Annotated in this window: 17 protein-coding genes; 8 read left to right on the plus strand and 9 right to left on the minus strand. The window is 39.6% G+C overall.

What is annotated here, in order from left to right:
- Nucleotides 1-74: 74 nt before the first annotated feature.
- From AAEY68_RS12565 to AAEY68_RS12575, 3 genes are all read right to left on the minus strand, one after another.
- Nucleotides 75-671, minus strand: a complete 597-nt coding sequence (locus tag AAEY68_RS12565; protein ID WP_024593464.1) for a hypothetical protein — start codon at nucleotides 669-671, stop codon at nucleotides 75-77.
- 448 nt (nucleotides 672-1119) lie between these two features.
- A complete protein-coding gene (locus AAEY68_RS12570) occupies nucleotides 1120-1299 on the minus strand; it encodes a DUF6435 family protein (protein ID WP_024593466.1) in 180 nt (59 codons plus the stop codon).
- Nucleotides 1300-1452: 153 nt separating this feature from the next.
- Nucleotides 1453-2628 (minus strand): PQQ-dependent sugar dehydrogenase, encoded by a 1176-nt coding sequence (locus tag AAEY68_RS12575; protein WP_350586034.1) that lies wholly within the window; start codon nucleotides 2626-2628, stop codon nucleotides 1453-1455.
- Nucleotides 2629-2903: 275 nt separating this feature from the next.
- Between AAEY68_RS12575 and AAEY68_RS12580 the strand changes: the two genes are divergently transcribed.
- The 3 genes from AAEY68_RS12580 (at nucleotide 2904) to AAEY68_RS12590 (ending at nucleotide 6210) form a co-directional block, all read left to right on the plus strand.
- Complete coding sequence (locus tag AAEY68_RS12580; RefSeq protein WP_350586054.1) at nucleotides 2904-3959, plus strand: flavin reductase family protein; 1056 nt, start codon at nucleotides 2904-2906, stop codon at nucleotides 3957-3959.
- Entirely contained in the window at nucleotides 3956-5008 is a 1053-nt protein-coding gene (locus AAEY68_RS12585) for a fatty acid desaturase family protein (protein WP_166421666.1), read from the plus strand. Before AAEY68_RS12580 ends, AAEY68_RS12585 begins: the two co-directional genes overlap by 4 nt.
- 143 nt (nucleotides 5009-5151) lie before the next feature.
- Entirely contained in the window at nucleotides 5152-6210 is a 1059-nt protein-coding gene (locus AAEY68_RS12590; protein ID WP_269435109.1) for a branched-chain amino acid aminotransferase, read from the plus strand.
- Between the two features lie 81 nt (nucleotides 6211-6291).
- On the opposite strand, the gene AAEY68_RS12595 is transcribed toward AAEY68_RS12590, so the two are convergent.
- Entirely contained in the window at nucleotides 6292-8874 is a 2583-nt protein-coding gene (locus AAEY68_RS12595) for a TonB-dependent receptor plug domain-containing protein (RefSeq protein WP_350586036.1), read from the minus strand.
- A gap of 506 nt (nucleotides 8875-9380) precedes the next feature.
- On the minus strand, nucleotides 9381-9695 hold the full coding sequence (locus tag AAEY68_RS12600) for an Mpo1-like protein (protein WP_010552524.1): 315 nt from the start codon (nucleotides 9693-9695) through the stop codon (nucleotides 9381-9383).
- A 164-nt stretch (nucleotides 9696-9859) separates the two neighbouring features.
- Here AAEY68_RS12600 and AAEY68_RS12605 point away from each other — a divergent pair, with 164 nt between their 5' ends.
- Nucleotides 9860-12016, plus strand: coding sequence for a prolyl oligopeptidase family serine peptidase (locus AAEY68_RS12605; RefSeq protein ID WP_024593473.1), 2157 nt, complete (start codon nucleotides 9860-9862; stop codon nucleotides 12014-12016).
- Nucleotides 12017-12132: 116 nt separating this feature from the next.
- Here the strand turns inward: AAEY68_RS12605 and AAEY68_RS12610 are convergent, their stop codons facing one another.
- Nucleotides 12133-13425, minus strand: a complete 1293-nt coding sequence (locus AAEY68_RS12610; RefSeq protein ID WP_350586039.1) for an anti-phage deoxyguanosine triphosphatase — start codon at nucleotides 13423-13425, stop codon at nucleotides 12133-12135.
- Between the two features lie 248 nt (nucleotides 13426-13673).
- Here AAEY68_RS12610 and AAEY68_RS12615 point away from each other — a divergent pair, with 248 nt between their 5' ends.
- The gene (locus tag AAEY68_RS12615) at nucleotides 13674-14480 is read left to right on the plus strand and encodes a glucosaminidase domain-containing protein (RefSeq protein WP_024593475.1); all 807 of its coding nucleotides are present in this window, start codon (nucleotides 13674-13676) and stop codon (nucleotides 14478-14480) included.
- On the plus strand, nucleotides 14473-15141 hold the full coding sequence (locus tag AAEY68_RS12620; protein ID WP_024593476.1) for a DUF2987 domain-containing protein: 669 nt from the start codon (nucleotides 14473-14475) through the stop codon (nucleotides 15139-15141). The genes AAEY68_RS12615 and AAEY68_RS12620 overlap by 8 nt, the downstream gene beginning before the upstream one ends.
- A 72-nt stretch (nucleotides 15142-15213) precedes the next feature.
- On the opposite strand, the gene AAEY68_RS12625 is transcribed toward AAEY68_RS12620, so the two are convergent.
- The 3 genes from AAEY68_RS12625 to AAEY68_RS12635 form a co-directional block, all read right to left on the minus strand.
- Nucleotides 15214-16218 carry a LacI family DNA-binding transcriptional regulator gene (locus AAEY68_RS12625; RefSeq protein WP_024593477.1) on the minus strand — a complete coding sequence of 335 codons (1005 nt, stop codon included), beginning with the start codon at nucleotides 16216-16218 and terminating at the stop codon, nucleotides 15214-15216.
- A gap of 62 nt (nucleotides 16219-16280) precedes the next feature.
- Nucleotides 16281-17603, minus strand: a complete 1323-nt coding sequence (locus tag AAEY68_RS12630) for a glycoside-pentoside-hexuronide (GPH):cation symporter (protein ID WP_010552529.1) — start codon at nucleotides 17601-17603, stop codon at nucleotides 16281-16283.
- 46 nt (nucleotides 17604-17649) lie between these two features.
- Nucleotides 17650-18978 carry a GH1 family beta-glucosidase gene (locus tag AAEY68_RS12635; protein WP_024593478.1) on the minus strand — a complete coding sequence of 443 codons (1329 nt, stop codon included), beginning with the start codon at nucleotides 18976-18978 and terminating at the stop codon, nucleotides 17650-17652.
- Between the two features lie 258 nt (nucleotides 18979-19236).
- Here AAEY68_RS12635 and AAEY68_RS12640 point away from each other — a divergent pair, with 258 nt between their 5' ends.
- Together AAEY68_RS12640 and AAEY68_RS12645 are read left to right on the plus strand one after the other, a co-directional pair.
- The gene (locus AAEY68_RS12640) at nucleotides 19237-20511 is read left to right on the plus strand and encodes a sugar MFS transporter (protein ID WP_024593479.1); all 1275 of its coding nucleotides are present in this window, start codon (nucleotides 19237-19239) and stop codon (nucleotides 20509-20511) included.
- A complete protein-coding gene (locus AAEY68_RS12645; RefSeq protein WP_024593480.1) occupies nucleotides 20511-23063 on the plus strand; it encodes a glycoside hydrolase family 3 protein in 2553 nt (850 codons plus the stop codon). The genes AAEY68_RS12640 and AAEY68_RS12645 overlap by 1 nt, the downstream gene beginning before the upstream one ends.
- Nucleotides 23064-23102: the final 39 nt, after the last annotated feature.

Genomic DNA, 23102 nt, shown 5'->3' on the forward strand with positions numbered 1-23102 from the left:
TTCAATGCTAAGAGACGGTGTTTCATGGGTAGCGCCAAAAGTTATAAATTAACTATTGACGCCATAGTCTCTTGTTAGCTACCTTTTATTTGGTTTCGCATATGTTCAAGCATAAACTGTGTAAACTCTGTTATTTCAGTTCTAAACTGCTGGTTTTGTCTAACTATTTCGTCTATTTCATATGAGGCTAAATTAGAGATATTTCTACTAACAATTAACCTCTCTTTACCGAATTTATAATTTTCAAATGAATTTAAGTTTTGAAGTATTTTTTCATAATGAGTTTTTTCAATTAAAATAGCGCTATTTCTAATTTGTTTTTTCGCTTTCTGAACCGCTTTGATAAATGATTTCAAATTTTCATTTGACGCTGACTCCCACAATTTATCTACTTCATTTTGTAATTCTGACAAAGCAATCCACAACTCATTATATAATTTAAATTGCCCCTCAAAGTAAAGTGAGAATGTAACCTTTTGACGCTCTGATTCTCGTTGCAATTCTGATTTTATTGCTTCAAGTTCAGATGTGTATTTAAGTTTGTCTTTTTCTAGGATTCTATTCGCCCACACCTTACCAAGCCAGGTGCTAAAACCTGCTATGAGTAAAGCTGAACCACCTACAGAAGCAATGATAGCGCCTGAAATTTTAAATATATCGTCAATGCTCATAAATACTCTTGGTAGCTAACAGCTTTATCAGAGGACACTTTCCTCTTTTTATGAGCAAAGTATGTCCTCTTAATTATTTTTTAATATTAATAGCAAATCCTGTAACACATTGCGAGTATTAAACTTTAAGTCGGGCCGTTCTTTTAATAATATGCAGAAAAGAGGAAAACGTCCTCATTTCTAGACTTATGAGGAAAAACGCCAGCGCGGTACATAAATGCAGCAATTAAGTATTTAAAATGAAAACCAAACCCGATTTTAAATCATTTAATATTCACTAAAAAACGGCTGCGATAATGCAAGTAACCGCTTTAAGTACACTTGTTTGTGTAAGCATATTATAAAAGGTGATTTGTGGCTGGTGGAAGCTGTAAAAAACGAGGTCATAAATTATTTACTAAACGCGTCTTCCTACTTTTAAAACAGGGCAGACGCGTTTAAATATTATTTATTTGGCTTTTTTAGCCTCTAGAGTTTCTATTTCACTCCAGATTTTTTCGGCTTCTGCACTTAACATTGCAAAGCCTTTAATGTCGCCTTTTCTTTGTGCCTGCATGCCTTGCTCTAGCTTTACGTCGTATTCTTTACGCAGTTTTTTTATTGGGTCAGGCTTTAAAAATGAAAACATTAGTATTCTCTTAATTTATTAAATTATATGTAGTTAGTGTACGCATTAATGGGCTTAATAGTTCTTTGTTTGGTGAAAATGTTTACTTTGCGCTTTAAAAGCGCAAAGTAAACACGGTGTAACTATTAACGTACTGTGTGCTAGTTCTAGTGCTTACGTTTCTGGCTCTAGGCGTTTAATACCTTGGCCATCAATACCTAAATAAATAAAACCATCGCTGCCTTGGGCTAGGCTGCGAACTCTGCCAATGCCATCGAGTATTTTATATTGCTTAACAACCTTGCCCTTTGAGAGTTCCAGCGCGCTAATGAAAGCAAACTTCATGGAGGCTAGTAATAGTTTACCTTTTAACTGTGGGTATTTATCACTCGTTACATACAACATATCGGAAGGGGCAATTGAAGGGGTCCAGTGTAATACGGGCGATTGCATACCGTCTTTTTCTTTAAGGTCTGTGAACTTGGTACCGCTGTAGTTAACGCCATAACTTACTAAAGGCCATCCGTAGTTAGCGCCTTTTTTTATAATGTTAAGTTCATCGCCGCCGCGTGGCCCGTGTTCGTGAGACCATAAAATATTGTTTTGATTATCAAACCACATGCCTTGTGGATTACGATGCCCATAAGACCATGCCGCATGCTTTGCATCGTTTTGTTTAACAAACGGATTGTCGCTTGGGATACTACCATCTTCGTGTAAGCGATAAATTTTACCGCCATCCCGCGTGAGATCTTGCGGGTTTATGTCGCGCGAGCCGCGATCGCCAATTGAAAAATAAACATAACCTTCATCATCAAACACAATACGGCTGCCGTAGTGCTGGCCTTTGCTACTATTATGCTCGCCTTTGTATAGCAATTGCTGATCAGACAACTGCGTATGATCGCTATTTAGCTTGGCGCGCATTAGGGCGGTGTTACTTCCGCTTCCTTTGCCCTCACTACTTGAGTAACTAAAGTACAGCCATTGGTTTTGCTTACTATCGGTGTGTAGTGATAAATCAAGCAACCCACCTTGGCCATTAGCGTCAATGTCGGGCAACCCAGAGACCTTAGTTAACGTAGTGGTATTTTTAGGTAATAAATATAACGTTCCACTGCGCTCAGATATTAACAAATCACCATTAGCTAAAGGCTCAATAGCCCAAGGTATAACCACACCTTCTGCCGCTGTTACTGCGTTAATGTTAAGCGGTAAAGTATCGAGTTCTTTATAGTTTTTTATGTAATCGCTTTGTGCATTTGCGGGTGCGTTAATAGCAAACATAGCAACGGCTAAGCCTGCACTTATTAGTTTAGGGAGTGTGTTATGTGACATTAAATTTATCATTATGGCTTCCAAAATTAATCCAATCTTACATAACCTTAACATGGCATAAATAAATTTGTTAAGCGTTGAGTTGAATGAAAAACACACACTTATATTTTTATACGATGGCCTTTTAACAGAAAATTGTTTTAGTAATTAGCGCTAATAAAAAATTGAATAATTACTCTATTGGGGTTGAAAACTAAAAATTTCAGCGTACACTTGTGCGCTGAAGTTTGAGCGTACACGTGTAAGTTCAAACGTTAAGTATTTTACGATCCAAGAGATTAATAGTGATGATAATTAAAGTATTAAACCAATTTTCAAAATGGTTTTTACACCATCAAAGTTTTGCAGGCTACATAGAGCCAATAATGCAGGTGTTTAAACCTGCATGGAGTGCAGGGCAGTTTAGAGCGCAAGTAGTTAGTACCGCTGTGCTTGATGGCGGCTTTTTAAGTGTGCAACTTAAGCCAAGCAAACATTGGCAGGCACATACGTCAGGGCAGCATATAAGTTTAACGCTTGAAATTAATGGGCGATTATTAACACGCGTTTTTACCGTGGCTTCAAGCGCTCAGCAATTTAAAAATACTGGGTTAGTGCGTTTACTAATCAAAACAAATACGCAAGGGCGCTTTACTGGCTTACTCAGCAGCGCATTAAAAGCGGGTTTGTGGTGCAATATTTCTGCGCCAAACGGCGACTTTGTATTTAAAAACACACATACACCAGCCACTTTTATTGCAGGCGGCTCGGGTATAACACCTATGCTGGCTATGCTTGATGATTACTTAAACCAAACTACGCAAAAAGTGTCGTTAGTGTATTACGCAAAAGCCACTGAGCATCAATGTGTTGATGAGCTGAGTGAGTTTGCGGCGCAATTTGAGCATTTTTCGTTTTTATTATTAACGCGTGAGCAATCAAGCGATATAACCAGCGATATAACCAGCAATATTAAGCCGTGGGAAAACCCAGACATTTACTGCTGTGGCCCTGCAGCATTTATGCAAACGGTGAGCGATTTTGCTAAAACGCATAAGCTAAATTACTACCAAGAGGCCTTTGGTTTGGCGCTGCCTAGCTTAAATGATGACAGCCAATTTAATGTAAAAATTAACGCCAGTGCCCATGTTGTATCGGGCAACGATGTTTTACTACCTCAGTTTGAAGAAAAAAAGCTACCCGTTAAACGCGGTTGCGGTATTGGTATTTGCCATCAATGCCAATGTATTAAAAAGTCAGGCGTGGTACGTAATTTAAAAACAGGTGAATTGAGTGACAACGGCGAGCAGTTAATACAACTTTGCGTAAGCCAACCTGTTAGTGATTTGGAGTTACAATTATGAAAAACATTAATTATGACATGCTCGCAAGCGAGTTAGATGCCATTAAAATGGACACCCTTGGCAAAGTAGGTCAACAAGATGCTGACTACATTCGCTCTGTTGTGCGCAAACAGCGAGTGTGTGAATGGAGCGGGCGAATTTTACTTATGCTTGGTTTTATTCAGCCACTATTGTGGGTTGCAGGCGTGCTGCTATTAGCACTTGCTAAAATTTTAGACAATATGGAAATTGGCCACAATGTAATGCACGGTCAATACGACTGGATGAACGACAAGCAACTTAACTCACAACATTATGAGTGGGACATAGCGTGCGATGGGCAAAGTTGGCACCGAGTTCATAACTTTGAACACCATACGTATACTAATATTATTGGTAAAGACCGTGATTTTGGCTATGGCTTGTTGCGTTTAAGCGATGATTTTAAGTGGCGTTTTAAAAATGTATGGCAGTTTTTTACGTATATTAATTTAAGTGTGTTATTTCAGTGGGGCGTGTCGTATCACGAGTTGGCTGCAGAGCGTGTTTTTATTGGTAAAAAGAAAGAAAACCGCGAAGGGCTTGTATCACACTCTACATTAAAGCAGCGCTTTTTTAGTAAAGGCGCTCGCCAGTTAATTAAAGATTATGCGATATTTCCGTTACTTGCAGGGCCTTTATTTTTATGGGTATTGGCGGGGAATTTAGTAGCTAACTTAATCCGTAATTTATGGACATCGACCATAATATTTTGTGGTCACTTTACTGAAGAAACGCAAACTTTTAAACAAGAAGACTGCGTAAACGAAACCCAAGGGCAGTGGTATTACCGCCAAGTACTGGGTTCGTCTAATATTAAAGGGCCGCATTGGTTTCATGTTTTAACAGGGCATTTGAGCTGTCAAATAGAGCATCATTTATTTCCTGATATGCCGTCTTCGCGCTATCAAGAAGTTGCGCCACAAGTACAAGCTGTTTTGAAAAAACACGGTGTTGATTATCATACGGGTGGATTTTTTAGACAGTATACGTCGGTGTTAAAACGTATTATTAAATATTCGTTTAAATAAACATGTTTTAATTAACGAATGAAAAAAGCGGTCTGTGTAACTACACTGACCGATTTTTTTGTTTATTGCACTCAATACGGTTGATTAGTAAACAGCACTTGCAAAAAATTCTCATAGTTAATTAAAAAAGCCTTACTTTAGCTATGGTTAAATGGCGGGTGATTGTCATACAATGGAGGGAAATAGACCACACAAGAGAGATTAAAATGGCCGCATTTGGTACCGTGTTTATGCCGCAGATGATTCAAGCTCGTTTTTCTGATAATAAATGGAGCGAAAGCTCAATTGTCCCTTCCGATAAACTTGAACTTCATGCTGGTGCGCACGTTCTTCATTATTCAAGTACATGTTTTGAAGGCTTAAAAGCCTTTCGCCATGAAGATGGTTCTGTTTATCTTTTTAGAATGGATGCAAACATTGCACGCATGCAACAAAGCTCAGCGCTATTAAGCTTACCGAGTTTTGACAGTGATATGCTAAAAACGATGATTATCGATATTATGCGTGAATACGCAGATGAAACGCCATTACCACCAGGCTCTATGTATATTCGCCCAACGCACATTGGTACTGAGGCGGCAATTGGTAAAGCGGCTGCGCCGTCAATGAGCTCGCTTTTATACACGTTACTATCGCCAGTAGGTGATTACTTTGCCGGTGGCGCAACTGCACTGCGCGTACTGCTTGAAGAAGATGGTATGCGCTGCGCTCCGCACATGGGTATGGTAAAAAGTGGTGGTAACTACGCCAGTGCTCTAGCACCTATTAGTGCTGCACGAACTAAGTATCAAGCAGATCAAATTTTATTTTGCCCAGGTGGCGACGTACAAGAAACCGGTGCTGCTAACTTTATACTTATTGATGGCAACGAAATTATTACTAAAGCGCTTGATAGCACGTTTTTACACGGTGTAACGCGTAATAGTATTTTAACCATAGCCAAAGATTTAGGTATGACGGTAAGCGAGCGTAACTTTAGCGTTACTGAGCTACTAGAGCGTGCTGCTAAACCAGGTACTGAAGCGGCGCTTTCGGGCACTGCAGCTGTACTAACTGCTGTGGGTACGTTTATTCATAACGATAAAGAATACAAAGTAGGTACTGGCGAACCAGGCCCAACGACTGCGCGCCTTCGCCAAGCATTGAACGATATTCAATGGGGTAAAAGTGAAGACAAGCACGGCTGGTTAACTAAAATCTAATTATAGATTTAATAGCAACTCGCATTAAAAAGCCACCTAATCGGTGGCTTTTTTGTGTTTGGTTACTTTAAGCTGTGCTTATTAGAACTTCATTTCTATTTTACCGTACACGTAGCGTCCGTTAAATCCATACGGCGAGAAGCTAGAGTAAGCAAATAAACGTGAGAAGGTGGTTACATCGTCAACATTTTCACGGGTTGCATCTGGGTAAACATCAAAAATGTTATTAGCACCTAAGCTCAGCGATACGTTTTCACTAAGCGAGTAGGCGACATCTAAGTCGGTTATCCATTTAGGCTTAAGCACTTCGTTACGTTCTGGGATATCTGAAGGGTCTTGAGTTTCGCCGTAACGTGTTGTTCTAAGAGTGGTACGAATATCATCGTTAGTCCACGTTGCGCTTAAGTTGTACTTATTACGCGGTGTGCTTACTTCAAAACGACGCAGCTCAGTGCCTGAGAACAAGTTGTCTTGATCAAACCCTGCACCTTGAAGCTCTGCTGGTGGGTCGATAATATTTGTTACTTCATTTTTGCCGTAGTTGTAACCTAGGTTAAAGGCTAAATCGCCATAACCATCAGTTGCTACATTATATGAGGCAACCACATCAACACCACGGGTTTTGCTGTCAATTGCATTTAAGAAGAAACGACCTTGGTTAGCGCCTGTGCCTTGAAGTAAATCGGCAATAGCAGCACCCGATAAGTTGTTTGATAGCACAATGCGGTCATCAATTAATATTTGGTAGTAATCAACCGATAAGCTGAAATTAAAGTCGGTAGACCATGTAAAACCAACGCCGTAGTTTGTTGCTTCTTCAGCATCAAGACCAGGTGAGCCCAGTGCTTTTGCTACATCGCTGCTTGGTGCAAAGGTACCTGTTTCGGTTGGTTCGCCATCAACAAATACAGTGGCTACTGAGGTAAAGTATTGCTGCTGCAAAGAAGGTGCTCTAAAACCAGTAGATACAGAGGCGCGTAGTGCTAGGTCTTCAGTTAATGAATAACGAGTTGCAATTTTACCGTTAAGTGTATCGCCAAAGTCCGAGTAATCTTCATAACGGGCGGCAACCGCTAAATTCCAATCGTCGGTTAGGTAGGTTTCAAGGTCTATATATAAGCTCACGTTGTGGCGGCTGTTATCGCCCTCTGATTCGGGTGTAAACCCCGGGAATACTTGTGCGCCCGCTGCGCCAAATGGGCCATCAACAGGGTCGGTTACTGCGCCTCCTGGGCCAAATGTGCCTTGTGCATATGATGCTTCTTCGCCTGCATCTATTTGGTATCCTTCGCGGCGATACTCAGCACCTACAGCTACGTTTACAGAGCTTTCTAAAAAGCTGACGTCTACCTCGCGGCTAAAATCAACGTTTAAGGTAAGTTGATCGTAGGTAAGTGTTCCTGCATCAAAGCTTGTTTGGCTAGTAGGGCCATATGAGGTATTTAAGCTATTTATAACACCAAACTCAAATGCATCTTGACCATATACGGCCGATACATCGTAATTCCATTCACTTACAAAACCTTTAGCGCCAAGTGCCAATGAAAAGTCATTTATGTCTGAGGTAATAACAGGTAAAAAGCCATCAGGGTATACTTCTTCTATATTACGGCTATCGCTTGCACGGCGATAAAACCCGCCGCCTTCGCCTTCACGTTTGCTGTAAGAGCCAAACGAATATAAGTCGACTTCGTTTGTTAACTGGTAACCTGCGTTATAAAACATTGAAAAATCTTCAACATCGCCATTACCAAAGTTATGGTTATATCGATTTACGGTAAGTTCACGTGGGTCAAGCGCGCCATCTACTGAACCGTCATCTATGCGTGCGTAGTTTTCACGGTTATCGTAGTCTGAGCGGTTAGTTGAATGGCGGTCGCGGTATTCTGTTGAGATGTTTAAAAAGCCATTATCGCCAAGCTCAAAACCCATATTACCTTGCAGCGTTAATGTTTGACCATCGGTTAAAGAGCGATCGCCCCCTTCGGTAAATGCTAAATTACCATCACTGCCTTCAGATACTGATTTTAGCTGTGGTACACCGTCCATTTCGGTTACGTTAGCACCATATATAGCCGCAACTGAACCACCGCTGCTGGCACTTTTAAGTACGATATTAATAACACCAGCTATAGCATCAGAGCCATATTGCGCTGCTGCACCATCGCGTAATACTTCAATACGGGCAATAGCATTTGCAGGTATCGCATTTAAGTCAACCGATGATGAACCACGACCCGTTGAGCCATTTAAGTTAAGTAATGCATTGCTGTGGCGGCGTTTACCATTAACAAGCACTAAGGTGTGATCGGGTGCTAAACCACGAAGTTGAGCAGGGCGTACATGGTCGCTGCCATCAGTAAGTGATGCTTGTGGGAAGTTAAAGCTTGGTAATAAACTGCTAAGCAGGGCATTCGTTTCAGTAAAGCCTGAGTTTTTAAGTGCATCTGCACCAATTATATCGATGGGTACTGCGCTGTCTTCTACTGTACGGCCTAATCGGCGAGAACCAATTACGCTTATTTGTTCGATGTTTTCTTCTGCTTTAGTGTCTTGCTCTGCAGCATTTACGCAGAGCGAACCAAGTAGTGCAGCAGACGCGCTCATTGCGAGTAATATTTGTGGTACCGATTGCTGTAATTTAAATAACGGTTTTCTATTCATGCTGTATTTCCCCATACCCATTGAATTATTTTAGTTTTGTACAAAAAGATTAAACCTCTTTGTTACCTTGAACATATACTTAATTAACAAAGCCAGTCAATTGAATAACATTCAATTAATTTAAGGTTTTTTATAATTACATTTGGTTGTTTTTTATAATGATCATTGTTTTAGGTATATAGCGAAGGTAATTGCTAAGTAATTGATGGATAATGAATTATATTAAAAAATTAAATTTAACGTTTAATTAACTGGTAAGATGAGGTTGGTAGGTTTAACTAATCATGAGTAGGAAGCCGTTTTTATTGGGCTGGCAATAAATAGCTGTTGATCTATAAATATTTTTTAAAATTTAAAATACAAATAAACCCATTAAATGTTAACTAAATTAACATTTAATGGGTGTACTATAAATTATGTACTACTTATTAGAACCTATACTTTAAAGCATGAAGCAATTTTGTTTTTATAAGTAATTGGTATAAAAAATAGCACTAAAAATAGTGTTAAAATTTAATTTTTCCAACAAGCATATCTTTAAACATTACCCAATCTCCCCACAAACTGTAAAAAGGGTGTTTAAAAGTAGCTGGGCGGTTTTTTTCAAAAAAGAAATGCCCGACCCACGCAAATCCATATCCAATAACAGGTAATAGCCACAATAAACTGTAGTGTTGTTTTAATAATGCTATTGCGATTACAGCAAGAACAAGGGTGCTTCCTATAAAATGTAAGCGGCGGCAAATCACATTGCGGTGCTCTTTTAAATAATAAGGGTAGAAGGCTTTAAAGCTTTTAAACGTGGGGTTTGTACTTTGCATAGTGTGCTCTTTTATTGTTTTTTATTTTAATGAGGGTTGTGTTATTAAAGCGTAAGTTTACATTTGTTTACAGCGATAAATGGCGCTTAACGCATCTAAATAGACAAAAGGGCTAAAAGTTAATAACTTAGGCGCACTATTAATAAATAAGAATGGAACTCAGGATGTTTAAACATACTCTAGCGTGTGCTGTAATTGTAGCGCTTAGCGGCTGTTCAGAGCCAACTAATACGGTAACTCAAGAAGAAGTAAAAGCACCAATGAAGCAAGTTAACGCAGTTATATACCCAGAAACAAAAAAAGGCGATATCGTAGACACCTACTTTGAAGAAGCCGTTAGCGACCCATATCGTTGGCTTGAAGATGATATGAGCGACGAGACTGCCGATTGGGTTAAAACGCAAAACAATTTAACATTTTCTTATTTAGAACAAATCCCTTATCGCGATAAGTTAAAGCAGCGCCTTGAAAAACTAATGAACTACGAAAAAATAGGCGCTCCTTTTACTGAAGGCGATTACACCTATTTTTATAAAAACGATGGCCTGCAAAATCAATATGTTTTGTACCGCAGTAAAGATGGCGGCGACGTTGAAGTATTTTTAGATCCAAACAAGTTTAGTGACGATGGTACGACGTCTATGTCGGGTTTATCGTTTTCAAAAGATGGGTCATTACTCGCGTATCAAATATCTGAAGGCGGCAGCGATTGGCGCAAAATTATAGTTATTGATGCACATACTAAAGAGCAAGTTGAAGAAGCGCTTGTTGACGTTAAATTTAGTGGCATTGATTGGTTAGGCAACGAAGGTTTTTATTATTCAAGTTACGAAAAACCTAAAGGCAGTGAGCTTTCGGCTAAAACAGATCAGCATAAAGCGTATTACCATAAGCTAGGTACTGCTCAGTCTGCTGACCGTGTTGTATTTGGTGAAACTGATGAGCAAAAACATCGCTATGTAGGCGCTGATGTAACCCATGACGGCCACTACTTACTTATTTCAGCTAGTACGTCTACTTCAGGCAATAAGCTGTTTATAAAAGATTTAACAAAAGAAAACAGTGAGTTTGTAACGGTTGTTGGAAATACTGATTCAGATACATCGGTTATTGATAACGAAGGCAGCAAGCTGTTTTTAGTTACTAACCTTAATGCACCAAACAAAAAAGTAGTGACGGTTGATGCAAGTAACCCAAGCCCTGAAAATTGGGTTGATTTAATTCCTGAAACCAAAAACGTACTAAACCTTACAAAAGGTGGCGATACCTTTTTTGCCAACTACATGGTTGATGCTATTTCGCAGGTAAAACAGTACAACAAAAAAGGCGAGCTAATTCGCGAAATTACATTACCAGGCGTGGGTACAGCACGTGGTTTTGGCGGTAAAAAAGATCAAACAACGCTTTATTATTCGTTCACTAACTACAAAACACCAGGTACTACTTATACGTTTGATGTAACTACGGGTGAATCGGGTGTTTATCGTAAGTCGGCTATTGATTTTAATAGTGATGATTACACGTCTGAGCAAGTGTTTTACACATCAAAAGACGGTACTAAAATACCGATGGTAATTACCTATAAATCAGGCATTAAGCTTGATGGTTCAAACCCTACTATTTTATACGGTTACGGTGGTTTTAATATTAGTTTAACGCCAAGCTTTAGCCCTGTTAATGCAGTATGGCTTGAGCAAGGTGGTGTATACGCCGTTGCTAATATTCGCGGTGGTGGTGAGTACGGTAAAGACTGGCACAATGCCGGCACTAAATTGCAAAAGCAAAATGTGTTTGACGACTTTATTGCGGCAGCTGAGTACTTAAAAGATAAAAAGTACACGTCTAAAAAGCGTTTAGCACTTCGCGGTGGATCTAACGGTGGTTTGTTAGTTGGCGCAGTGATGACGCAGCGCCCAGACTTATTTCAGGTTGCTCTACCTGCTGTAGGTGTACTTGATATGCTGCGCTACCATACATTTACTGCCGGCGCTGGTTGGGCATATGACTACGGTACCAGTGAGCAAAGCAAAGAAATGTTTGAATACATAAAAGGGTATTCACCACTTCATAATGTAAAAGCAGGTGTTGAGTATCCAGCCACTATGATCACAACTGGCGATCATGATGACCGCGTTGTCCCTTCGCATTCGTTTAAGTTTGCAGCTGAGCTTCAAGCAAAGCAAACAGGTAATAACCCAACGCTTATTCGCATAGAAACAAACGCAGGGCATGGTGCAGGTACTCCAACGAGTAAAACAATTGAGCAGTACGCTGATATATTTGGTTTTACGCTATATAACATGGGCGTAGAGTCGTTATAAAAGCGCTTTAACAAAATAGCTAACTTTAATAGCTGAGCAAAAAGGCCGAGTAAATTTAATTTACTCGGCCTTTTTAATGTTTGCTAGTTTTATATTACTTACGTCTATTGGTATTGCTACTGTATAGGTGAAAACAATCGTTGATACGTTTTATAAGCGTATTCGTCGGTCATTCCGCTCAAATAATCGCAAATTATACGCATCCCTTGATTTTGCTTTTGTGCTTCTATGTATTGTGCTTGTGTAGTTTCGGGCAATAAACGCAGCGGATCGCTAGCAAACGCGGTAAATAACTCTATTAGTAAGTTTTGGCCTTTAAATTCTATTTGCTGCATTTCGGGGTCGCGTATTAAACGTTGAAACACAAAATGCTTAAGTATTTGCAATACACTGTCGTATTGGGCATCTAATTTAGCGGTGTACTTTAAAATAGGGCATTCAAAGTCATCGTTTTGAATATCTAAATGTATATGAATAATAAAGGTATTAACCAGCTCACCTATGGCATCTTTTCGCTCATAATCATTTTTTGAAAACAAACGCTGGGTGAGCGACTCAAGCATGGTGTTTAACCAGTCAAAGTTTAGTGCTTTTAAATGAGGTAGAGCATGAGTTTGCCAATCGTCTAACGTAAGTACATGTGTTGCAATGGCATCTTCTAAGTCGTGTACGGCGTATGCTATATCGTCGGCATGTTCCATTATGGCGCTGTCGAGCGATTTATACGTTGTTTTAGCGCGGTACTTATCAATAGCGCCATGGTTACCCAGCAACGTTTTATCGTTTTGACTCAGTGGCTCTACTATCCAATTGAATATGGCTTCATCGTCGTTGTATAACCCTTTGGCAGGTCGCCAATCATCTGCTTTTATAAATGCACGACCGGTTGTATCGTCGGGAATGGTATGCCAAAGCGTATTAATAAACGCGGGGTATTTTATAAAACCTAATAAAGTACGACGAGTTAGGTTCATCCCGTGCTCATTACTGTAGGGCTCAAGTTTTGCAACTATGCGCAGTGTTTGTGCGTTACCTTCAAAACCACCGTGATCGCGCATCATGTAATTTAGCGCTATTTCACCACCATGACCAAAAGGCGGATGGCCAATATCGTGCGCCAAACACAGTGTTTCTAGCAGTCCGGTTGATGGAAAGTGCGTAAAGTCGCTATGTTGCGCTTTTAAGTGGCGCAATATGCCAGTACCAATTTGCGATACTTCTAAAGAGTGGGTAAGGCGAGTGCGATAAAAGTCGTTTAGGCCAATACCCATAATTTGGGTTTTTGCTTGCAAACGCCTAAATGCAGCGGCATGAATAATACGCGAACGATCGACCTGCCACGGCGAGCGATTATCGTTAGGACGATGTTTATATTGCTCTATTATTCGGCTTTGCCATTGTTTATCCATACTGCTTACTCACACATCGTTAATATTATTAAACTTTGCTCAGTATACCCATGGACTTATAAATTGCGAATGAACAAATGCACTACATAGGCTCTGTTTTATCTAAAACCCAAATACACTGCTGAAAATTCAACCGTAAAAGGTCATCAAACCCCAGTTATTCGCGTTTATAAAGTGGCTTAGGTATAATGCGCCTTCGTATGCTTGTGTATTAACCATGCATAGCTGTTGTTTCAAAGAGAGAATACATGTTAAAAACGATTTTTAAGCTTTTACTAACCGTGTTTTTTGTATGGGCGCTTGCATACCCGTTTATACAAAATGATGATGTTGATTTAGACGAGCAAACGTCAGAACAACCAAAAAAAGTGAAGAAAAAAGAAAAACCATTACATAATGTAAAACTGCCAAAGTTTTCAGAATTTAGTGATGTTAAAGAAAAAAAACATGCATTTTTTAGCTTTATTCGTCCGCACGTTGAAGCCGAAAATAAAAAAATATTACAGCAACGCGCTAAGCTCGAAATAGCACGCATGATGTTACAAAACGAATTACCTTTAGAAAAAAAGCAAAACAAAGATATTGCTAAAATTTTAAAGTCGTATGACTTACCAACCACGGTTGATACGCTAATACTTACGCAAGCACTACGCCGTGTTGATATAATTCCTAAAGAATTAGCGCTTATGCAAGCCGCAAACGAATCTGCATGGGGCACATCACGTTTTGCACGTATTGGCCTTAACTTTTTTGGTCAGTGGTGTTACACAAAAGGTTGTGGCATGGTGCCAAAACGCCGTAATACAGGGGCTGCGCACGAAGTTGCTGCGTTTAAATCAGTAAGAGCTGCTATAAACTCTTATTTTAAAAACATAAATACGCATCCTGCTTATAAAGATTTGCGCGCAATACGTGAAAACTTACGTCTTGAGCAAAAACCAATTTTAGCGACTGAACTTACACAAGGTTTAATGTCTTACTCTGAGCGCGGTGAAGCGTATATAGAAGAGTTAAACACGATGATTAGCCAAAATAGAGCCTACTTTGATGAATAAATACATTTTTAATTGTACCAACGCTATTGTGTTAGTACTGCTGAGCATTAGTGCGTTTAATGTAAATGCGAGAGAATTTGTGATGTCGTATGACGGTTTTTACGACCGCTTAAAAATTGTTAACAAAGGCGATTTTCAATATGCGCGAGTTAACTTTTACATTAGTGATATTGGTACTAATGAAACATGTGCGATTAAAAGCGGTACTATTTTAACCGAAAGAAACGAGTATCCACTTAACTTTACCGATAAAGCACAATTACTATTGCCGTTCGATAAGCAGCTTGATACCGATAAAGCGGTCATTGTAGTAGAGCCGCTCAATCCTGTACACGATTGCCAATTAAAGCTACAAATAGAAGCAAACGAACTTAAAGGTTTAGCGTTTTCAAAGCAGTCGTTATATACCATTAACGAAGAACTTGATGAGCTATTAACTGATTTGTCGGGCTTTTTTGTAAGTAAATTAATGTGGTTTTTATTACCAGAGCAAAAGGGCGTAGCAGTTACATTTAAAAGCCCAATGCAATTTGATGATGAAAATATAACGTGTGAAAAGTCAGTGTGTTATTTTGCAGTTGAAGATAGCTGGGAAGATGATAGCGCAGTGCTTGGCGATATATCGAACGTTATTAAAGTAACGCCTTGGATTGTTAAGTAGCTCACATACAAAAAGCGGCATTTAGCCGCTTTTTTTGTACCAAAATCAGTACTCGTTTTTAGCCTTTAGTTTTTATTTAATAAGTGGTGCTGATGAATCGCGCTGCATTAAAGTGGGTTCAAAAAAACGATTTATAACGAGGTTTTTATTTTGATATACGTCTTTAAGTACTAATTTAGCAGCCATTTCGCCCATTTTTCCGACCGGATTATCTATGGTCGTGAGTGTAGGGTATAGGTAGTTTGCAAAAATAACGTTATCAAATCCAACAATCGATAAATCAATTGGTAAGTTATAACCGTGCTCTCGTGCATACTTCATGGCACCGGAGGCCATTTCGTCATTGGCGCATACCAGTGCAGTAAAGGTAAGTTTTTCATCAATAAAATGTTTTAAGCCTTTACTACCACCGGTTTCGTTAAAGTCGCCAATATAATAAAGCGTAGGATCAAATTTAACACCAGCCTCTGTAAGCGCTTGTTTATGACCTTCTAAGCGGTTAAAAGCATCGGCTTTAAACTGCGGGCCTGCAATATACGCTATTTGTGTATGGCCTTGATTTAATATCGATTTAGTGGCTAGGTAACCACCTAATTGATTATCTAGACTGATACAGTTGTCTTTTAGTTGCTCTACGTAACGGCTCATTAAATAAACGGGTGTAGAGCCTTGGCTTAGTTTTATTAGGTAGTCGTCTGAGACGCCTTCTACGTGCAAAATAATGGCATCGCAGCGTCTGCTAATTAAAAACTCAATGCCTTCTTGTTCTTTGTCTTCTTCACTGTGTCCGGTGGTAATAATAACGTGTTTACCCGCAGCACGAAGCTCTGACTCAATACCTGCCATCATTTGGGCAAAGAAAGGACCATGTAACTCAGACACTAAAATACCGACACTGTTAGTACAGTTAGAGGCTAAAGATTGCGCTATTGAATTAGGCTTGTAGCCAAGCTGCGCCATAGCATCAAGCACTTTTTGTTTAGTTTTATCGCTTACACGGGTATTTTTGTTCATCACGCGAGAAACGGTGGCTAACGATACTCCCGCAAGCTCTGAGACTTGATAAATTGTTGCCATGTTATTTGTTCACTCGCTTATCCTTAACTACTTCGGCTAAATAATACCTTAGAGTATATATCTTAACTAGCTGTTAGTTTAGATTGAATATTTTCAACAACCTGATTAGTCAGTGTATATTTTTTCATTATGTAGGCAACAAATAATGAGCCAAAAGCAGGTAGTACAGTGAATGACAGTAAAATACCGTGTTGGGTATCAAGAGTTTGTACTGCATCGGCCTGATAACTGTAAAAAGATAACAACCAGCCTGCAATTGCGCCGCCTACAGCCACGCCCATTTTAATAAAAAATATAACGCCTGAATAAACCAAACCCGTAATGCGTACACCTGTTTTTTCATGCCCGTAATCTATGGTGTCGGCCATTTTTGCCCACAACAACGGGGTTGCCATATCTAAAAAGAATTTCCATAAAATAAAGGCAGTAAATGCGAGTACTAATTGATCTTTACTAATAAAGTAACTAAAACCACAAATAGCGGCGGCAATAACTTGTAAGCTTATATAGGCCTTTATTTTACAAAAGCGCTTTGCAAGTGGTTGAGCTAAAGCACAACCTACCATACTGGCTGCAACACCTAGCGTCATAAATAAAGTGATTAAATCGTCTCGACCTAAATAGTATTTTACGTAGTAAACAGCAAGCGTAAGCCTTAATACTTGCCCGGTAAGTAAAAAGAATGCAGCTAAGCAAAGTGTTCGCCATTGATCGTTTTTAATTAATGCTTTAACACTTTGGGCAAAAGGAATGTTTTGCTCTTTAGGCTGTTGTATACGCTCTTTTGTGCCTAAAAAACAAAGTAAAAACAGTACAAAGCCTAAAATGCTCATTGCAGTCATTGTGTATTGATAGCCCTTGGCAGCATCGCCTTGGCCAAAATACTCAACCATTGGCATAGTACAACCCGCTACTATTACGCCGCCTAGCATACCAAATACAAACCGGTAAGACTGAATAGTAACGCGCTCTTTTGCGTCGCTTGTAAGTACGCCGCCTAATGCACAATAAGGAATATTAATAGCGGTGTAGACAACCATAAGCAGAGTGTAAGTAGTAAAGGCATAAATTATTTTATCGGTGCCTTCTAAATCGGGCGTAGTGAACGCTAAAATACTAATAATGGCAAAAGGGAGGGCAAGCCAAAGTAAGTAGGGGCGAAAGTGCCCCCAGCGCGTATGTGTTTTATCTGCAAGGTTACCCATTAATGGGTCGGTTACGGCATCAAAAATACGCACTGCTAAAAACATAGTACCTACAACAGCAGGCGATAAACCCACTACGTCTGTGTAGTACAGCATTAAAAACATCATAACTGTTTGAAAAATAATATTACTGGCGGTGTCGCCTAAGCCATACGCTATTTTTTCTTTTACACTGACCATGATTGTTTATCCCGCTTTATACTTGTTTTTAGTTATGGATATACTCTTATCTTTTAGAGATGAGTTCTTTATAAGCTAAGCCACTATTTTTAATGGTGCGTTGCTGCGTCTTATAATCTACATACACAATACCAAAACGTTTTAAATAACCTTCTGCCCACTCAAAGTTATCCATTAAGCTCCAAGCAAAGTAGCCATCTATAACAACACCTTGTTCAATCGCATTATGAACCGCATTTAAGTGATCATTATAGTAATTTAAACGATCTAAGTCGTTAACTTCACCATTATTATATGTATCGGGCATGGCTGCGCCATTTTCGGTTATATAAATAGGCGGTAGGGTGTATGTTTTATTAAGCGATACGAGCAAGTCGGTGAACGATTGCGGGTAAATTTCCCATCCCATATCAGTTAACGGACCTGTAGGTGCAATGGGTTCATAAATGTCAGTAGGATGCGCTTTATAAATTTGGCGGGTATAAAAGTTAATGCCTAAGTAATCAATTGGCTGAGAAATTAATTCCATATCACCAGGGTGTATGTCTGGTAAATGATCGCTTGGTAGTTGGTTAATTATATCCGGGTATTTACCATCCATTATTGGTTTCATGTACCACTGATTTAAGTAGTCATCAGCGTATTTGGCACTGTCTATGTCTTGTTGATTATCGGTAAGTGGGTAGGCGGGTGTAAAGTTAAGCACAATGCCGTTTTGAGTATCAGGCGATGTTTTATTTAGCACGTTCATAGCCAGACCATGAGCGAGTAGTAAGTGATGAGCTGCTTTTTTACCATACTGCTTGCCTACTAGACCTGGGGCATGTATGCCAATCTCGTAACCTAAAAACGCGCTGCAAAAGGGTTCGTTTAATGTAGCGTACGAATACACTCGAGTTCCAAATGCGTTAGTAATTAGTTCTACGTATTGCTCAAATGCATAAGCTGTTTTTCTGTTGAGCCAGCCGCCTTCATCTTCAAGGTGTTGCGGTAAATCCCAGTGGTACAAAGTAACAAAGGCTTTTATATTTTTTCGTTTTAGCTCATCTAAAATATCAGTATAAAACTTAACGCCTACAGGATTTAACTTTCCGTCTTTAGTCATCACGCGAGGCCATGAAATAGAAAGCCTGTAAGCATCAACACCTAGAGACTCTATTAAATCTATGTCTTGTTGCCAATTGTTGTAATGATCGCAGGCAATATGACCATGTGAATTGTCAGCAATTTTACCTGCAGTACTACAAAAGGTATCCCAAATACACGGTAAGCGATGCTCATATCCGCCCTCTATCTGAAATGATGCTGTAGCTACACCATAAACAAAGTCTTTTGTTAATAGAGGTGAATTAAATGGTAATGATATTTTTGTCATTGGTTACAAACCTTTTTGAGAACTTAATTGCACGCTTAGCGCTTATTTTTACTGACTTTCAGCGGGTACAAAACATTATTAAAAATAAAAGTTGTTGAAATATGTAACATGTTCGTATTTAATTAGCCGTGAAAGCGCTTACATTTTTAGATTAATGTTAATTAATCTTCAGGTCAACTCTTAAATACTGCGCCTTAGCGGGGTTTGTATTAATTACTTACTGAAGATCAATTTATAATAATAAATTGCGGAGAGCACATGGCTAGTTCAGCACCACTGACATCACACACACAGTCGCAAAACCACCAAGATAAAAACTATGGTTTTGCACTTACATCTTTAACTTCACTGTTTTTTATGTGGGGTTTTATTACCTGCTTAAATGATATTTTGATTCCGCATTTAAAAGCGGTTTTCGATTTAACGTATGTACAAGCAATGCTTGTGCAGTTTTGCTTTTTTGGCGCTTACTTTTTAATGTCACTCCCTAGTGGACAGATTGTTAAAAAGCTTGGTTATAAAAAAGGAATCGTGGTTGGGCTTTTAATTGCGGCAGTAGGGTGTGTCTTATTTTACCCAGCAGCGTCTTTACATAGTTATCCTGTATTTTTATTCGCTTTATTTGTACTTGCCAGTGGCATAACGTTATTACAAGTATCTGCAAATCCTTATGTAAGTTTGTTGGGTTCGGCAAAAACAGCGTCGTCTCGTTTAACGCTTACTCAAGCTTTTAACGCGTTAGGCACTACAGTTGCGCCATCATTTGGTGCTCTGTTAATTCTGGACTCAGCGTCGGACGCCTTTTTAACACCGGCACAAAATGCAGAATCAGTACAACTTCCTTACCTCCTTTTAGCTGCAATGCTTATTTTATTAGCCGGTATTTTTGCATGGCTTAAATTGCCAGACATTATGAGTGAACAAAAAGAAGCGGCTAAAAACTCAGACACTATTGAGGGCAGTGCATGGCAATACCGTCACCTAACATTAGGTGCTGTGGGTATATTTATGTATGTTGGCGCAGAAGTGGCAATTGGTAGCTTTTTAGTAAGCTTTTTAGCGCAAGAACATATTGCAGGACTAAAAGAGCATGTTGCAGCTCATTACATCACTTATTATTTTGGTGGTGCTATGGTTGGGCGTTTTATTGGTGCTGCTGTAATGCAAAAATTACCCGCTGGTAAAGTACTTGGCTTTAACGCGACCATGGCTATTATCTTAGTCGTTATTGCCATGAGCACGTCGGGTCAATTAGCAATGTGGTCAATACTCTTGGTTGGTTTATTCAATTCTATTATGTTCCCCACTATTTTTAGTTTAGCGTTAAATGGACTTGGTAAGCATACCGCTCAAGGCTCTGGTATTTTGTGTTTGGCGATTGTAGGTGGTGCAATAGTGCCACTTTTACAAGGTGCACTTGCTGATAGTGTGGGTGTTCAACTTTCGTATGTTTTACCTATTTTATGTTACATATTTATCGTGTTCTATGGTTTAAGCGGTAGCAAACCAGTTCAAGCGCAGGAGACTCTATAATGAAAACCCCTTTTACACTTAATAAAATAGCCTTAGCAACATTAATTGCATCAGTAGGTACTTTATCGGCTTGTTCAAACGACGCTGTGACATCGGTTGAGAGTAATGAAACGTTATCTAAAACAGCGCAAATTTGGCCAAAACTTAATATTGCTGTTAAAAAAGATGCCGATATTGAAGCTAAAATAGTTAACTATTTAAAAGCTATGACACTTGAGCAAAAGGTTGCTCAAATGATTCAGCCAGAAATTCGTGATATTACCGTTGAAGACATGCGTAAATATGGCTTTGGTTCATATCTTAATGGCGGTGGAGCATTCCCTAATGGCGACAAACATGCAACACCAATGGACTGGGTAGCCTTAGCTGAGAGCTTTTATCAAGCTTCTGTTGATGACTCACTTGATGGCAGTAGTATCCCAACTATGTGGGGCACCGATGCAGTACATGGTCATAATAACGTAATTGGCGCGACACTTTTTCCACATAACATTGGTTTAGGCGCGGCTAATAACCCAGATTTAATAGAGCAAATAGCGTCTATTACCGCAGTAGAAGTAATGGCTACGGGGATAGATTGGGTATTTGCACCCACTGTAGCTGTAGTACGAGACGACCGATGGGGCAGAACGTACGAAGGCTACTCTGAAGATCCAAAGATTGTTCACGATTACTCAGCAGCGATTGTAAATGGATTGCAAGGTAAAGCCGATGGCGACTTTTTAAGTGATAAGCGTGTTATTAGCACGGTTAAGCACTTTATTGGCGATGGCGGCACCGTTGATGGGGATGATCAGGGAAATAATATAGATAGCGAACAGTCGCTATTTGATATTCATGCCCAAGGTTATGTAGGTGGCTTGTCTGCAGGTAGCCAATCGGTTATGGCGTCTTTTAATAGCTGGAATGGCGTTAAAAATCACGGCAATAAATACTTACTTACAGATGTATTAAAAACACGTATGGGTTTTGATGGCTTTGTAGTGGGTGATTGGAATGGTCATGGGCAAATTAAAGGCTGTACTAACGAAAGCTGTGCACAAGCCGTTAATGCAGGCCTCGATATATTTATGGTGCCAACAGGTGCCTGGAAGCCACTTTATAACAATACAATTGCGCAAGTTAAGTCAGGCGAAATTAGTATGAGCCGCATTGATGATGCGGTTGCACGTATTTTACGCGTTAAGTTACGCGCTGGGTTATTTGATAAACCAAGCCCGGCTAAGCGTCTTTACTCTGGAAAAACAGAGCTAATTGGCGCGCAAGAGCATCGCGAAGTCGCACGTCAAGCTGTGCGCGAATCGCTTGTATTACTTAAAAATAAAAATAACCTATTACCTATCGCAGCTAATCAACGCGTACTTGTTGCAGGTGATGGTGCTGATAATATAGGTAAACAGTCGGGTGGTTGGAGTATTACGTGGCAAGGGACTAATAATAAAAATGCAGATTTCCCTGGTGCTACTTCGATATATAAAGGGCTTGAAGAACAAGTATCAGCAGCAGATGGAAGTGTTACTTTAAGTGCTGATGGCACGTTTGATCAACGTCCTGATGTTGCCATTGTTGTATTTGGTGAAGAACCTTACGCAGAAGGGCACGGCGATAAAGATAACCTTGAGTTTGAGCGCGGAAATAAAAAGTCATTAGCACTTTTAAGCTCGCTAAAAGAGCAAGGTATCCCTGTTGTATCGGTGTTTATATCAGGTCGACCTATGTGGGTGAACAGTGAACTTAACGCATCTGACGCGTTTGTAGCTGCATGGTTGCCAGGTACAGAAGGCGCAGGTATTGCTGATGTTTTATTAAAAGCGGCAGACGGCACCATTCAAAATAACTTTAAAGGTAAGCTATCGTTTTCTTGGCCTAAATCAGCGGTACAAACTGCGGTTAATAAAGGCGATGAAAATTACGACCCATTACTTCCTTATGGTTTTGGTTTAACGTACGGCGATAAAAACGTGTTAGCTGACGACCTTGATGAAGACTCTAAACTTGATAACTCAGGGCTTACGAGTATGGATATACTTGTTGGTGCACCTGTAGCACCATGGCGCTTATTGTTAAAATCGGGCGATGAGCTTTTAGATGTATCGAGTAGTACACATGAATTTGGTGCAATTAAATACCGAACTGAGGACAAAATAGTACAAGAAGACGCTCGCCAATTTAACTTTAGCGGTGCAGAAAAAGCCAGTGCTGAAATAGTAACAAGCTTTGCAGAAGATACCATTGCCTACGTTGAAGCCGATAGTGTGATTAGCTTTGATATTAAATTAAACGAAGCACTAACGAGCGATATAGCACTTGCTATGACTTGCTCGGGCGAATGTGGTGCAAGCATTGATTTAGCAAACGTTGTAGATAAAAGCATTGAGAATAAATGGCAGTCAGTATCAATCGATTTAGGTTGTTTTGCTGATAAGGGTGTTAATTTTGCAAACCTAACAAGCCCATTTAGTTTACGCAGCAATGGTAAAGCATCAATTTCTGTGGCTAATATTCAGTTTGTGCCAAATAAGGCAGGCGAAGCTACACTGTCTTGTAAGTAGTTTATTAACTCTATTGTGTGTATACCAAAGCCCTTCGAA

The organism is Pseudoalteromonas sp. RB2-MNA-CIBAN-0110 (assembly GCF_040309305.1).
Classification (GTDB): domain Bacteria; phylum Pseudomonadota; class Gammaproteobacteria; order Enterobacterales; family Alteromonadaceae; genus Pseudoalteromonas; species Pseudoalteromonas arctica.